The sequence below is a fragment of the Amycolatopsis keratiniphila subsp. keratiniphila genome, assembly GCF_001620365.2.
Classification (GTDB): domain Bacteria; phylum Actinomycetota; class Actinomycetes; order Mycobacteriales; family Pseudonocardiaceae; genus Amycolatopsis; species Amycolatopsis keratiniphila.
In genome coordinates, this window is record NZ_LQMT02000008.1 from 151,712 (window position 1) to 166,615 (window position 14,904).

Genomic DNA, 14,904 nt, shown 5'->3' on the forward strand with positions numbered 1-14,904 from the left:
GTTGATCGACGATTTGGGGGCCGCCGATGTCCTTCCGATGGGTACTTCGACTCATTCCGGTGACGCTGCTCGTGACCGCGGTAGCGGTGGCCGTCCCCGCTCCGGCGAACGCGGCTCCCGCCCCTCCCCTGGCGCAGGTATGGCCGACACCCCAGCAGGTGACGCCGCGAGCTGGGCAGGTCACCATCCCGCGTACCGTCGTCGAAGTCGTCGGAGCGGGCACCGATCCGTCCGCGCTCGCCGTCGTGGACCAGGCCCTCCGCGCGGCGGGCACGAGCACGATCGTCAAGGTCACCGACCACGATCAGGCCGCCGTCGACCGGGAACGCGGCAACGGCGGCCTCGTCGTCTTCGTCGGCGGGCCCACCGAAAGCAGGGCGACCGCTCTGGCGCTCACCGCGCTCCGCCTCAAAGGTCCGGAAGGCCTGGCCCCGGGCGGATACGTCCTCGCCGCCGACCGCGGCGTGATCGCACTGTCCGGTGTGGACACTTCGGGGACGTTCTACGCCGCGCAGTCGTTCCGGCAGCTGTTCGCTTCCGGCAAGAGCGGCGCGTTCGGCATCCGCGACTGGCCCGCGGCCCCGCTGCGCGGCGTGATCGAGGGCTTCTACGGCGCGCCGTGGTCGCACGCCGACCGGCTGGCACAGCTGGACTTCTACGGCCGCACCAAGCAGAACATGTACGTCTACTCGCCCAAGGACGACCCGTTCCTGCGCGCCCGCTGGCGTGACCAGTACCCGCCGGAACAGCTTGCCCTGCTCTCGCAACTGGTCGGGCGCGCCGCCGCGAACCACGTCGAGTTCACCTACGCCCTCTCCCCCGGCCTTTCCGTGTGCTACTCCTCCGACGCCGACAAGACCGCGCTGGTCACGAAGTTCCAGTCGCTGTGGGACATCGGGGTGCGGTCGTTCGCGATCCCGCTCGACGACATCTCCTACACCCGCTGGAACTGTGACGCCGACGCCGCGAAATTCGGCACCGGTGGCGCGGCCGCGGGCGCGGCGCAGTCGTTCCTGCTCAACCGCGTTCAGCAGGACTTCATCGCGACACATCCCGGTGTCGAACGTCTGCAGACCGTCCCGACCGAGTACTACGACCTCGCCGACTCCCCGTACAAGACCGCGCTGCGCACCCAGCTCGACAAGGCGGTGATCGTCGAGTGGACCGGCGTCGGCGTGATCGCCGGTCAGATCACCGAAAAGCAGGCCCGGCAGGCGAAGGAGGTCTTCGGGCACGACATCCTGATCTGGGACAACTACCCGGTCAACGACTACATCACCGAACGTCTGCTGCTCGGCCCGTACATCGGCCGTGAGCCCGGGGTCGCGAAGTACCTCTCCGGGATCACCGCGAACCCGATGGTGCAGGCCGAGGCGTCCAAGATCGCCGAATTCACCTCCGGTGACTTCCTGTGGAACCCGGACCGGTACGACCCGGACAAGTCCTGGCTCGCCGCCATCGCCGACCTCGGCGGACCCGCCGCACCCGCGTTGAAGGTGTTCGCGGAGAACAACTATTCGAGTCTGCTCGTCCGTCTCGAAACCGGGAAACCGGATCTGGATTCGCCGGTGCTGCGACCGCTCCTGGCCGCCTTCTGGACCGCGCTGGAGAAGAAGGATCCGTGGGACGCGGCCGCGAAACTGGATCGCTACCTGACCTCGATGGCTTCCAATCCCGAAGATCTGCGGCGCGGAATGGCCTCGAACCCGAAGTTCCTCGCCGAGATCGGACCGTGGCTCGACCAGGTCGGGCTCTACGGTCAGGCCGGCAGGCACGCGGTGCGGATGCTGCTGGCCCAGGTCGACGGCGACGGCGCGAAGGCGTGGGCTGAACGCGGCGAACTCGTCGCCGCGCTCAAGCGGGCACAGGCGATCCGCGTCCCGACCTCGCGGGGCCCACGCAACCCGAGCACCTGCACGGAGGTCTGCGTGCCGTTCCTCGACAGCGCGCTGGCCACCGCCGACCGCTGGTTCGGCCTGCCCGGGATCCGGCCGCGGCCGACGACGTCGCTCGGCACCTATACCGACAACGTCCCCGCCCGGATGGTCGACGGCGATCCCGAGACCTACTACTGGAGCGACTGGGCACCCCGGATCGGCGCCACCATCGGGGTCGACCTCGGTTCCCCGCAGCGGGTGTCCCATGTGGACATCCTGATGGGAAAGCCGACCAGCCCGGACGACTACGTCCGCGACGGCGTCCTCGAATACTCCGCCGACGGCACCCGGTGGACGACGGTGAAGACGGTCACCGAGCCGGTGATCTCGGCCGATCTCCCCGAAGGCGCCGAGGCACGGTTCGTCCGCATCCGCACGACCGGCGCCCAGACCTTCTGGGTCGTGGTGCGGGAGTTCACAGCGTCCACACCGGACAGTCCTAAGTACACCGTCACCGGCACCCCGACGGGATCGAACCTGGCCGCGGCGGCGGACAACAACGCCGATTCGCTGTACGCGGCGGCTTCGGCGCCGATGGCGGGCGACGCGCTCGCCGTCACGGCCGCCTCGCCGAAACCGCTGAGCAAGGTCGTCGTCCTGGCGGCCGACGCCGGCGCGGGCGCCGACGTCCAGGTCGCGGACGCGGCGGGTGGCTGGCGGACGATCGGCCGCATGTCGGGCGGCTACACGGAACTGCCGGCCGAGGGCGTGGTGACCGACAAGGTCCGGCTCCTCTGGTCGCCGGGAGGCGCGGCACCGAAGATCGCGGAGGTCGTCCCGGTCAGTCCACCGCGAGCGTGATGGCGGCCGTGTGCACCCGCCCGCCGTGTGAGAACTCGAGGAACAGCCGGTACTCCCCGCGTTCCGAGAACAGGGAATGGAAGGTCAGTTCGCCGTCGGCCAGCGCCACGCCGAGCGGCTGGACCGGATGCAGATGCGTCGCCGACAGCAGCATGGTGTGGAACCCGGTCATATGGCCGTTGGCGCCGAGATGCGGGTCGACCGCGGTGAGAGGCGTGCCGTCCGGGCCGCGGAGGGCGAACCGGAGGACTTGGGCCCGCATCGACGGGATGCTGGCCGCCCCGTCCACCCGCGCCACCCGGTATCCCGTGGCCGTCACGGTGTCGCCCGCCGGGGCGGGCACCGGTACGAAGGTGGTGTCGCCGGGCACGGTGAACGGGACACCGAGCACCACCGGATGTTTCGGATCCTTCGTGTCGAGCGGTACGAACTCGGCGAACATCCGGTAGGCGCCGCCGTCGGTCAGTGCGAGGTTCGTGTGCCAGGTGTCGCCGTCCAGCCTCGGATGCACGTGCTGGAAGACGTTCATGTCGTCGCGCACGGCGAAGAAGTGCATCTGCTTGGTCTGGTTGTCGAGGAACCGGGTCACCGGCCGCCCGTCGGGGCCGAGGATCCGGAACGCGACCGGTACCTCGGGACCCCGGACGGCGGGGGTGGTGACCCGCTCGAACCGGTAGCCGCTTTCCGCTTCCGACAGCCCGTCGCTGTGGGCTGCCGGAAGCAGATCCGCCGTCACGACGGGCTGCTGCTGGTGAGCCGAATGCGCGGAGCCCGGTGTCGGCCGGAGGGCCACGAACACCGCGGCCGTGCCGATCACCAGGGCCAGCGCGAGGAACAGCCAGTCCGTCAGCCGGGGTTTGCGCACGCCTTGCCCCCGGTCACTTGCCGCCGAGGTTCGGCTTCACCACGACCAGGCCCTGCTCGATCCCGTTGACGATGACGATGCCGCTGGAGAAGTACGGGTAGTTGCTCCACGCCCCGTTGAAGCTCGCGGCGTTGCCCGCCGGGTAGATGTCGAAGTAGCCGACCTCGGACAACTTCGCCGACGCGACCCCGCTGACGTCCAGGATCCGCAGACCGGCCTGGTAGTTCGCCTGGTAGGAATACTGACCCTTGATGTACTGGTTGTGGTCGATCGCGGTGGCGGGCGAACTGTAGACGCCGGTGTGCACGGGGGCGGAAAGCTTGGCCAGATCCCACACGTAGGTCTTGGTGCGCTTGTCGGTGCCGCGAGACTCGTCGAGTTCGTCGTCGAGCAGGAAGTAGCGCTGGTCGCCGGTCAGCCAGCCCTGGTGCGAGTACTGCGCGCCCGAGTAGCCCTTGCGCGAGATCTGGACGGGCCTGGCCTTGTCGGTCACGTCGACGATGGTCAGCGTGTCCTCGTTGGCGTTGAAGCAGATTTCCTTGCCGCTGTACGCCGTGTCCGGTCCGCGGTAGACGACGCACTGCGTGTCGTGGGTGTAGCCGTCCTGCGAAACGCAACCCGCCTTGGCCGGGGCCTTCGGGTTCTGGATGTTGACGATATGCGGCCCGCCGCTGCACGTGTTGGAGCCGATCGCATAGGCGAAGCCGGTCTCCTCGTTGATCGCGATGTTGTGCGCGGGACCGAATTCCTTGTACAGCGCGTCGGCGGTGAAGGTCTGGGGTGTGGTGACGGTGCGCAGCCTGGTCAGGTCGAACACCTGCATCCCGTGCCCGGTGATGAAGTCGGCCACGATGAACGCGTGGTTCTTGTACACCTTCATGTCCCGCCACGAACTGCTGCCGCCGTTGGAGGGCAGGTTGCCGAGGAACTTCGGCGAGGTCGGGACGCTCAGGTCGACGAACGCGGTGCCGTTGGTCCGCCCGACGATGGCGTATTCCTTGCCGGACGAGGGATCGGTCCAACCCCAGATGTCGTTGCCGTTCCCGCCGCCGAGACCGGAGAGGGGCAGCACGCTGAGCAGGTCGACGTTCTTGCACGGGTACTTGTCGGCCTTGCCGTTGACGCACGGGATACCCGCCGCGGTGCCGGTGACGGCGTGCCGCTCGGCCGGGACGTGGTCGGCCAGGAACGTCCGGGCCGCCGCCTGCCCCTCCGCCGTCTCGGGATCGTGCGCGGACGCCGCGGTCATCGACAACACCAACGCGGAGGCCGTCAGCACGGCCAGCCCCATCATCCGCACGAGTTTCATCCGAGGACTCCTCACCGGGTCGCGGTCGGCCTCCGACGATATGGGCACCCGGTCCCGGTGTATCCCGTCGAACGTATGGGGCTTTTAACCGTTTACGGCGGGTTGAAGGTGGGTGGTGGCGCGGTCTGCTCGCGACACGTCGCCGACCGGGCCCTGTCGGTCAGGGATTGCTCAGCTCCCGCACCGCCTGACGCGGTGGATGACGATGGACTTGCCGCGCGGCCATTGCCGGCTCGGTTCGCGATTCTCACGCCGCGCTCGGTCGGTCTCGGACTCGCCTCTGGTCATAGGCGCCGCTCGCGGGGTGCGACGCAGGTCTTTTCGATGGGCTCGACGCCTCCCGACTGCGGGCATGACGAGGGGCCCGTCGCCGGCGTGGCCGACGGGCTCCTCGGGGCCTAGACGTGATGCAGGGTGTTACGCCGGGGATGTCGGAGCGGATCCCGGTACTGAGGTGGGATGAACTCCGGTAACCCATCGGCCGCCATCCGTACTTCCCAGTCACCATGGTGAATCAGCCGATGGTGGAAACCGCAGAGCAGCACCAAGTTCCGGAGATCGGTCGGTCCGCCGTCGGCCCAGTGCTCAATATGATGAGCGTGGCAATTCTTCGGTTTCCGATGACAGCCCGGGAACGCACAACCACCATCGCGGATGTTCAACGCCCGTCTCTGACCGGGTGTGACGAACCGTCTCAGGCGCCCCATATCCAGCGGTTCACCCGAGCCGCTCATCACCACCGGCACCATCAGGCAGTCGCAGGCGGCGAGCCGCGCTTCCCGCGCGGTCATCGTCCCGACGAAGTCCAGGCACGCGGTCCCGAGACCCGATCTGAGTTCCTCGAGTCCGATGGTGACGTGTACCAAGGTGCGGTAGCCGCTGGTGCCGGGCTGATCGGGGCAGGCGATCGCCAGGTCGAGGAGTTCGGCCCAGGCGTCTCCCATGCGCTCGCACTTCATCCGCAGATCCGCCTGCCCGAACTCGTCCACCGGGCGAGGCTGGGCATGCGCCTCCAACGCGGCCGCGGTCCGGGCCCCGGTCTCATCGTCGAGGAGGCCGGTCAGCTTCCAGAACCCGTCTTTCCGGCGCTCCAGGGTGATTTCCCGGCGCGGCTCCTTCGGCTCGGGATCCTTCGGTTCCTTGCCGTCCGGGTCCAGCCAGCCCATCAGTTTCGCCTCAGCCTCGGAGAGCTGGCGGGGACCGGCGCTCGGGGCAAGCTCGCCGAGGATCTTCTCCGCACTCGCCCGATCCTCAGCCGAGGTGTCGGCAGGGAGCCGTTTCAAGATCTCCAAGATCTGATCGATCCGCTCATCCCCGACCAACCCCTGAGCGGCAACCGCGGCAGTGCAGGGAGCAACAGGCGGAACCTCCGTGCCATCCAAGGCCCGGGTGGGATTCAAGGCAAGAGCCCGCTTCACCACCGCGCCCGCTTCACCGCGCGACAACCCCGCCATCTCCGCGAACCAGCTCGCCGTACTGCCATGCCCGTATAAGTCCTTGGCGCCCCGATTCTCGATCTCCGCCAGAAACTGCCCCAAACCGGCAGAGGCCATACGAATCACCTGCAAGAACTGCTGCACACCATGCGCAAGCTCCAGCTTGCCGGCACGCCACAACTCCTGCGGCAACTCGGGAAGAAAGGTCTCGGACACAACTCCATAATACACCAACAAATCGAACACATGTTCGTAATTTTAAGCAACGGTCAAAACCCGCCAACAACACCGAAGAGTGAAACAGCTTCCCGACACCCAGCACATCCAGGCGAAACCAGTCACAGCCTGCAGGTAAGCGTTTTCTGCTAACATCCACCAACCCACTCACCGGAACTCAGGGAATCTCCCCGATGCGCCGACCACGAACCGAAGCGAGAGTGAACCGAACCAGTTCCGACAAGAAGGAGAACAGCACGCAGTGACTTCACCCGCGGCACAGCTCGAATCAGCCCTGGCCACGACCATCGAAGAGAAAACAGCACGAGGAAGAACAGACCAACTGCCCTCCACCAAGGGCTGGCATCCCGGCGCCAGGATCGGCGCCACGGCCGAACTCGGCGCGCTCCTCGCTTACAACGACGACGGATCCACCGGGATCTGCAATCTCGAGAACGGCCGCGGCACGTGGCTGAACCTGCAGCCCCAAGACCGAAAACAAGACGATCGCCCGTACTCGGTCTGGCGATGGACGGCCGCCTACAACGGCCGGCCCGCCTGCCTGATGGGACGTCTCGCTCCCGGAGCAGCCAGGCTGGAGCTCCACGCGAGCGACGGCACGGTCGCCGAAGCCGACGTCGTGGACGGCACCTTCGCCGCCGAAATAGCCGTGGACATGGCCGGTCTGCGCCACGCGCGGGAAAGGCTGGAAGCCCATGAAGCCGCTTCCGCGGAAGGCCGCGCGGAGTTCGAGCGTCTGATGGCCGACTCGCGAACGGAAATGGCGAAGCTCAAGGTCCGGGTCTACGACAGCGCCGGGACCCTCCTCTACGACGGCGCGGCGATCAACGCCACCGACTAGGGACAAACCGTTCGATGGGCTCCGGCCGAGAGCCCATCGAACGGATCTACGCGACCAGCCGCCTGAGCAACGACCCGGCGTCCTCGGCGAGATCGGCTACCTCTACATCGTCGACCGTGCCAAGGCCGTGATCATCACCGGCGTCTCGTCAAGATCCGGAGAGCGCTGCTGGACAACGCTTAGCGCCGCGCGAGCTCCTCCGCGGTCGGCAGCGGCCACTCGTAGCGTTCCTTCGCGATGCGGAGGTGGACCCACGTCTCCGCGGTCACGACGTCGGGTCGGCCGCTGATCTCTTCGAGCGCCCTGTCGAGGGCGCGGGCGGACTGCGCCGCGATGGTGGCGACGACGTCGAACCGGCCGATGGCCCTGGCCAGGAACTCGGTGTCCTCCCGCGCGGCGAGCGCGGCGGTCACGGAATCCCCGGCTCCTCGCACGTTCAGGCCGATCCCGCAGACGAGGCCGGCGTCCGGCCGCGCGCGGCTGAGCACCGGCGCGATCCGGATGACGTCGTGCTCGACCAGGAAGCGCACGCGGGTGCGCGTGGCCGACGGTGACAGCCCGACGTGCTCGGCGATGCTCGCGTAGCTTTCCCGCCCGTCGGCCTGCAACCGCAGCATGATCGCGAGATCGCGGTCGTCGAGCCGTAACCAGGGCGGCAGCGGGCGGCCTGGCATGAACAGGCCCTTGACCACATCCACGTAGACGAGGGTGTTGACCTGTTCCACCTCCGGCAGGCCGCGGATGGCGGCCACCGTGCGATAGAGCTCGGGCGAGTCGGGCAGGCGCAGTTCGGCGACGGTCTGGTGTTCCCCGCTCACCGCGGAGACGAACGCCGCGGCGGGCAGCGCAGCGATGGCGTCCGTCGTCGCCCGGGAGCGGCCCGAAGTGCGGATCGCGAGGTGCGCGTACGCGGTCAGGCCGAGGAACTCGGGGTGGACCGCCGCGACCACGTTCAGCGAGCCGTCGGCCTTCAGCTGCTCCAGCCGGGCCGACACGGCCGACCTCGAAGCCCCGACGCGTTTGGCCAGATCGGCGACGCTCATCCGGCCGTCCGTGCGCAAAGCCGCGACCAGCGCGTCGTCCACGACGATTTCTCCTCTGCTGAATTTCCGACGGCGGGACGCACCATATCACCGGCAAGAACAGCTCCAGAACAGCCGAGATAGCGCGTTGTGTTCATGATCGTGCACAGATCGATCGTGAACACCGTCCGTGCACGACCGATCTGATTGCGCCCGGAGTTTTCGTCGCTTACCTTCGCCCCACTTCATCGCCGAAAACCCAGGAGTCCGCCCGATGCGTCTGTTGCCCCTCGATCGTTCAGTCCTCGACGCGCGAGCGACGATCCTGCGTCCTGATGAGCTGGTGACCGTCGACGACACCACCGAAGGCGCGGAGGCGGTCCTCGTGTTCGGCGAGGAGATCGCCGCGGTCGGTTCCCTGGACGAATGCCGTACCCGCGCGGCGAGCCTCGGCCGTCCCGATCCGGAGGTGCGACGGCTGGCGGGCACGCTTCTGCCGGGCTTCATCGATCCGCACGCGCATCCCTTGATGTACGGGCAGATGATGACCTGGGTCGACTGCGGCCCCGAACGCGCGTCGACCATCCCCGCCATCGTCGCGCTGCTGCGTGAGGCGGCCGAGAACACCCCGGCGGGCAGGCCCGTCCGCGGCTACGGCTACGAGCACCGCAACCTCGCCGAGAAACGCCACCCCCGCAAGGAAGAACTGGACGCGGTCGCCGACGATCGCGAGGTCTACCTCATGAACGCCAGCGGGCACGGCGGCGTGGTGAACAGCTTCACGTTGCGGCGCAACGGCGTCACCCGCGACACCCCGGATCCCGACGGCGGGGTGTTCTTCCGCGACGAGCACGGCGAACTCACCGGCGAACTCTCGGACGCGGCGTGCAACATCCTCACCGGCGTCGCCGGGGTGAAGGTCGGACGGCACGGGCCGAACTTCCACCTCGAGGACGAACCGGAGGAGCACGCTCGGCAGCTGGCCGCGGCGCAGGAGAAGTTCCTCGCCGCCGGGGTGACCGCGATCGGCGACGCCCAGGTCACGCGCCGCGAGTTCGACATGTACCTGCGGCTGGACGAGGCCGGGCAGCTGAAGACGCGCGTCCACATGTACCTGCTGTCCCATCTGCTCGACCAGGCCCTGGAAATGGGACTGCACGGTGCTTTCGGCACCGCCCGCCTCGCTTTCGCGGGGATCAAGTTCTACGCCGACGGCACGCTCGGCGGGTGGACCGCGTACTTCCCGGACGGCTACGTCGGCGATCCCTGCCGCACCGGGCAGCTGTACCACGACCCGAAGGACTACGCCGCGCTCATCGACAAGGCCCACGAAGCCGGGCTCCAGACCGCGACCCACGCCCAGTCCCCCGACGCGATCGCCATGGTGCTCGACGCCATCGAGGACGCGCAGCAGCGTAATCCCCGGCCCGACGCCCGGCACCGCATCGAGCACTGCGGGCTGCCGTCCCCGGAGCAGATCAAGCGGATGGCCGCGCTCGGCGTCCATCCGGTCAACCAGCCCCAGCACTACTACAACTGGGGTGAAGGCGTTACCGACGCCGTCGGTACCCCCGGCGAGCGGTTCAACCCGCTCGGTGAGTTCCAGGCGGCGGGTGTGCCGGTCACGCTGAGCTCGGACGCGCCGGTCGCGGAACCGAATCCGCTCGAAGCCATCCAGACCGCGGTGACCAGGACGACCCGCCGCGGCCACCGGCTGGGCGGGGACGAGCTGCTGATCGACGTCCGGTCGGCCGTCGCCGCGCATACGATCGCCGGCGCCCGGGTGCTCGGCCGGGACCGCGACCTCGGTTCGATCACCCCCGGCAAACGCGCGGATTTCGTGCTGCTCGACGAGAATCCCCTCACCTGCGACCCGAGCCGGATCGCGGGCATCGGCGTGCTGGAAACCTGGATCGACGGCGAGGTGGCCCGATGACCGTCCGAACCGACACCCAGTCGCTCCGCCGGGCCCGCCGGGCCGGGCTCGCGGCCTTCGTCGGCACCACGATCGAGTGGTACGACTTCTACATCTACGCCACGGCCGCGAGCCTCGTCTTCGGCACCGTGTTCTTCCCCGCGACCGGCGACCGGCTGACCGGTGTCGCGGCGGCCTTCGCGACGTACGCCGTCGGGTTCTTCGCGCGGCCGCTCGGCGGCATCGTGTTCGGGCACGTCGGTGACCGGGTCGGCCGCAAGACCGCGCTCGTGGTCACGCTGACCATGATGGGCGTGGCGACCTTCCTGGTCGGCTGCCTGCCCGGCTACGACGAGATCGGCACGTGGGCGCCGATCCTGCTCGTGGTGCTCAGGTTCGTCCAAGGGCTCGCCGTCGGCGGTGAGTGGGGCGGCGCCGTGCTGATGGCCGTCGAACACGCGCCGCCGGACAAGAAGACCTTTTACGGCGCCTTCGCGCAGGCGGGTAACCCGGCGGGCGCGCTACTGGCCACCGGCCTGTTCAGCCTCCTGAGCACCGGCGGCACGGAATGGCTCGCCACCTGGGGCTGGCGGATCCCGTTCTTCGCCTCCGCACTGCTCATCGGGGTCGGCCTTCTCGTGCGGCTGAAGGTCGAGGAGTCACCGGTCTTCGAGGAAACCGCCGAAGAAACCGGCGTGCCGATCCTGTACGCGGTGCGGACCAACTGGAAGCCGATCCTGCTGGGCATCTGCGTGCTGCCCGTCGCGGTCGGCGGCTACTACCTGGTCACCACCTTCGCGACGGCGTACGCGACCGATCCGGCCGTCGGCGTCTCCGAATCGCTGGTGCTCAACGCGCTCACCATCGCCGCGTTCGTCGAACTGGTCGTCAGCTTCGGCGCGGCCTGGCTCGGCGACCGCTTCGGCCGGGTGCGGGTGGTCGTGATCGGTCTGGCCGGTGTCGCCGTGCTCGCGGCCCCGCAGTTCCTGGTGCTCTCGACCAAGAACGCGGTGCTGATCATCGCGGCGTTCGTGGCGATGCGCCTGGCGATGACGGCGACCTACAGCCCGATCGCCGCCATCCTGTCGCAGATGTTCCGGCCGCGGGCGCGCTACACCAGCATCTCGCTGTCGTACCAGCTCGCGGGCGCGGTGTTCGGTGGCCTCTCGCCGTTGGTGTCGACGCTGCTGTTCCAGGCGACCGGCAGTGTCTGGCCGGCGATCGGCCTGCTGATCGGGATGTGCGTGCTGAGCATCGCTTGTGTGCTGGCCGCGCCGCAGCACACCGACGAGGTTTAGCGGATGCGCAGCCGCCGCATGAGTTTCAGCCCGGACAGCATGCCTTCGACGTACTTCTCGTAGGTCTGGCCGCCGCGGGGACCCATGACCTGCTTCTTGAGCACCGCGACGTTCTTGACGTCGGTGTACTTGAGCAGGCCCTGGTCCCCGTGGCGGGCGCCGACGCCGGAGTTCTTGACCCCGCCGGACGGCGTCCCCTTCGAGGCGTACGCGGTGGCCAGGATGTCGTTGATGTTGACGTTGCCGGACTCGATCCGCGCGGCCACCGCACGCGCGGCGCCGACGTCACGGCCCCAGACGGAGGCGTTGAGGCCGTACTCGGTGTCGTTGGCGAGCGCGATGGCTTCGTCGACCGTGCGGTACTTGTGCAGCGCGACAACGGGTCCGAAGGTTTCGGTGACGCCGCAGAGCATGTCCTTCGTGACCCCTTCGAGGATCGTCGGCTCGAAGAACGCCGGGCCGAGGTCGGGCCGCGACTTTCCTCCACAAAGGACGGTCGCGCCCTTGGCCACGGCGTCGTCCACATGGGATTTGACCCGGTTCATATGGTCGACGGAGACGAGCGAACCCATGTCCGGCCCGAAGTCGTACGCGGCGCGGACGTCGAGGGCCTTGGTCTTGGCCACGTAGGCGTTCTTGAACTCCTCGTAGCGGGATTCCGGCAGGTAGATCCGCTCGATGTGCATGCAGATCTGCCCGGTGTTGCCGAAAGCACCGAAGATCGCGCCCTGCACGGTCTCGTCGAGATCGGCGTCTTCGAGCACGATCATCGGGTTCTTGCCGCCGAGTTCGAGACAGCAGCCGATGAGGTTGCGGCCCGCCTGTTCGCCGATCACCCGGCCGGTGGCGGTGGAACCGGTGAACATCACGTAGTTCGCCTGGCCGATGAGCGTCGGGCCGACGTCCGGGCCCTCACCGCACACCACCTGGAACAGCCCCTTCGGCAGCCCGGCCTGCTCCAGCAGCTCGACGCCGTAGAGCGGGGAGAGCGCGGTCTTGTTGTCGGGCTTCAGCACCACCGCGTTCCCGGCCATCAGCGCCGGGACGGCGTCGGAAATACCCGTGGCGAACGGGAAGTTCCACGGCGCGATGATCCCGACCACGCCCTTGGGCTGCCGGATCTCCGTCGACGTCGTCAGGAACGGGACCGGTCCCCCGCGTTTCGCCGGCGCCAGCAGTTTGGCGGCGCGCGTGAGGTAATGGCTCATCACCATCGCCGGATCGCAGGTCTCCTCGATCGCCATCCGGCGGTTCTTGCCGCTCTCGACCTGGATGAGGTCGGTGACGGCCGGCGCGTTGTCGACGAAGAGCGTGTGCGCGCGTTTGAACACCTCCAGCCGCTGCTTGAGCGGGGTGGCGGCCCATTTCTCCTGCGCGGCGCGCGCGGTGGCGAACGCCTGCTCGATGTCGGCGGGGGTCGACTGCGGCAGCTCGACGAGCACTTCGCCGGTGTAGACCTCGGTGAGTTTCCAGGTCGCGCCGGACGAGCCCGGCACGCGGGCGGCGAGCCGTCGGAGGAACGCGTCGGTCACCGACGCCGGACGGGTGAGCGCGAGCGGTGTGACGGTCATGGCCCTCTTTCCGTCAGTTGTCCGACAAGACGAGCTGCGCACCCATCTCGCCGATCATGATGGCGGGCGCGTTGGTGTTGCCGCCGGTGATCGACGGCATGATCGAGGCGTCGCAGACCCGCAGGCCTTCTACCCCGCGGACCTTGAGGTCGGGACTCACGACCGCGAGTTCGTCCACGCCCATCCGGCAGGTGCCGACACCGTGGTAAACCGAGGTCGCGCGGTTCAGGATCGCGTCGCGCAATTCCTGTCCCTGCAACGCTTTGCCAGGGTGCAGCTCCTCCTTGATCGAGCCGTTGAACGCCTTCGACGCGAAGATCTCGCGGACCATCTCCGAGCCCTCGCCGAGCACCTCGAGATCGGCCGGGTCGGACAGGTACTGCGGGTCGATGAGCGGCGCCGCGGTGGGATCGGCCGAAGCGAGCCGCAGTGTGCCGCGGCTCCTCGGGTAGATCAGCGTGGTGAGCACGGTGAGCGCGGGCCGTTTGTCGACGTCGTGCCGGATGGGCGCGTCCTGGTTCGGCGTCACGTACGCCCACGGCAGGAGATGCAACTGGAGGTCGGGCACCTCGGCCGCCTGGGAGGTCTTGAGGAAGGCGACCGCCTCGAAGACCGAGTTCGCCAGGAACGTCGTGCCGGGCCGCATCAGTTCGCTGACGAGGCCGCGCGCGAAGTACGGCGGCGTGCCCCTGTTCTTGCTCGACGACGCGCGGAAGGTCAGCGCGTGGAACATATGGTCGTGCAGGTTGTCGCCGACCGGCAGATCCGCGACCACGTCGATGCCGTGCTCCTTCAGATGCTCGGCGTGGCCGATCCCGGACAGCATCAGCAACTGCGCGGACCCGACGAAGCCGGCCGAGAGGATGACCTCCTTGCCCGCGCGCAGGATGCGCTGGCCCCCGTTCGCGTCGACGACCTCGACACCGACGGCACGGCCGTTCTCGATGACCACCTTCTTCGCCAGCACGCCGGACTGGACCTGCAGCGTGGCGGGTGCGAGATGGTGGATGTAGCCGCGTGAGGCGCTGTAGCGGAGGCCGTCGGCGGCGTTCTGCTGCATCCGGCTGACGCCCTCTTGGGACTCGGCGTTGTAGTCGTCGAGGATGTCGCAGCCGATCGCGTCGGCGGTCGCCTGGAGGAACTGGAGCGTGCCCTCCTGCGGGGTCTTGTTGCGGGTGACCCGGATCGGCCCGCCCGCGCCGCGGAAGTCGTTCTCGCCGTCTTCGAAGTCCTCCATCCGCTTGTACGCGGCGTTGACACTGTCGGCGTCCCAGCCCTTGTTGCCCTCGGCGGCCCAGGAGTCGAAGTTGGCGCGGTTGCCGCGCACGTAGACCATCCCGTTGATGGAACTGGAGCCGCCGACCACCTTGCCGCGCGGCACCGGCATCCGGCGATCGAGAACGTGTTTCTGCGGCACCGAGTAGTAGCCCCAGTCGAACGGCTTCTTGAGCTGGGGCACCGCGTGCATCGGGCCGACCAGCCCCGGCTTCTTGACGAGCATCTTCTCGTCCGTCTTACCCGCTTCGAGCACGATCACGCTGGCCCCGGCCGCCGCCAGCCTGCCCGCGATCGCGGCACCCGAGCTGCCCGATCCGACGACCACGTAGTCGGCCTCGTCGCCGCGCGCAGCCCTGTTCGCCATGTCCGCTCCTCGGTCAGCCCACCGTGCAGA

General features: G+C 68.3%; 10 protein-coding genes. 4 read left to right on the forward strand and 6 right to left on the reverse strand.

From position 1 onward, the window contains the following. Positions 1-59: 59 nt before the first annotated feature. Entirely contained in the window at positions 60-2,738 is a 2,679-nt protein-coding gene (locus tag AVR91_RS07610; protein ID WP_228709148.1) for a beta-N-acetylglucosaminidase domain-containing protein, read from the forward strand. On the opposite strand, the gene AVR91_RS07615 is transcribed toward AVR91_RS07610, so the two are convergent. From AVR91_RS07615 to AVR91_RS07625, 3 genes are all read right to left on the reverse strand, one after another. After that, the gene (locus tag AVR91_RS07615) at positions 2,719-3,603 is read right to left on the reverse strand and encodes a hypothetical protein (protein WP_063272684.1); all 885 of its coding nucleotides are present in this window, start codon (positions 3,601-3,603) and stop codon (positions 2,719-2,721) included. The two genes, AVR91_RS07610 and AVR91_RS07615, sit on opposite strands and share 20 nt — an antisense overlap. 13 nt (positions 3,604-3,616) lie before the next feature. Then, a complete protein-coding gene (locus AVR91_RS07620; RefSeq protein WP_063272685.1) occupies positions 3,617-4,912 on the reverse strand; it encodes a choice-of-anchor B family protein in 1,296 nt (431 codons plus the stop codon). Positions 4,913-5,310: 398 nt separating this feature from the next. Next, positions 5,311-6,564 carry an HNH endonuclease signature motif containing protein gene (locus AVR91_RS07625; protein ID WP_076857279.1) on the reverse strand — a complete coding sequence of 418 codons (1,254 nt, stop codon included), beginning with the start codon at positions 6,562-6,564 and terminating at the stop codon, positions 5,311-5,313. A gap of 262 nt (positions 6,565-6,826) precedes the next feature. Here AVR91_RS07625 and AVR91_RS07630 point away from each other — a divergent pair, with 262 nt between their 5' ends. After that, entirely contained in the window at positions 6,827-7,426 is a 600-nt protein-coding gene (locus AVR91_RS07630; RefSeq protein ID WP_063273331.1) for a hypothetical protein, read from the forward strand. A gap of 179 nt (positions 7,427-7,605) precedes the next feature. Here the strand turns inward: AVR91_RS07630 and AVR91_RS07635 are convergent, their stop codons facing one another. Further along, positions 7,606-8,511 carry an Lrp/AsnC family transcriptional regulator gene (locus AVR91_RS07635; protein ID WP_063273330.1) on the reverse strand — a complete coding sequence of 302 codons (906 nt, stop codon included), beginning with the start codon at positions 8,509-8,511 and terminating at the stop codon, positions 7,606-7,608. Positions 8,512-8,722: 211 nt separating this feature from the next. On the opposite strand from AVR91_RS07635, the gene AVR91_RS07640 reads away from it, so the two are divergent. Both AVR91_RS07640 and AVR91_RS07645 read left to right on the forward strand, forming a co-directional pair. Next, positions 8,723-10,384 (forward strand): amidohydrolase, encoded by a 1,662-nt coding sequence (locus AVR91_RS07640; protein ID WP_063273329.1) that lies wholly within the window; start codon positions 8,723-8,725, stop codon positions 10,382-10,384. Next, a complete protein-coding gene (locus AVR91_RS07645) occupies positions 10,381-11,661 on the forward strand; it encodes an MFS transporter (protein WP_063273328.1) in 1,281 nt (426 codons plus the stop codon). The genes AVR91_RS07640 and AVR91_RS07645 overlap by 4 nt, the downstream gene beginning before the upstream one ends. On the opposite strand, the gene AVR91_RS07650 is transcribed toward AVR91_RS07645, so the two are convergent. After that, on the reverse strand, positions 11,658-13,232 hold the full coding sequence (locus AVR91_RS07650; protein ID WP_076857272.1) for a succinic semialdehyde dehydrogenase: 1,575 nt from the start codon (positions 13,230-13,232) through the stop codon (positions 11,658-11,660). The genes AVR91_RS07645 and AVR91_RS07650 overlap by 4 nt on opposite strands. Before the next feature lie 13 nt (positions 13,233-13,245). After that, complete coding sequence (locus tag AVR91_RS07655) at positions 13,246-14,874, reverse strand: GMC family oxidoreductase (protein WP_063271266.1); 1,629 nt, start codon at positions 14,872-14,874, stop codon at positions 13,246-13,248. Between the last annotated feature and the right edge of the window lie 30 nt (positions 14,875-14,904).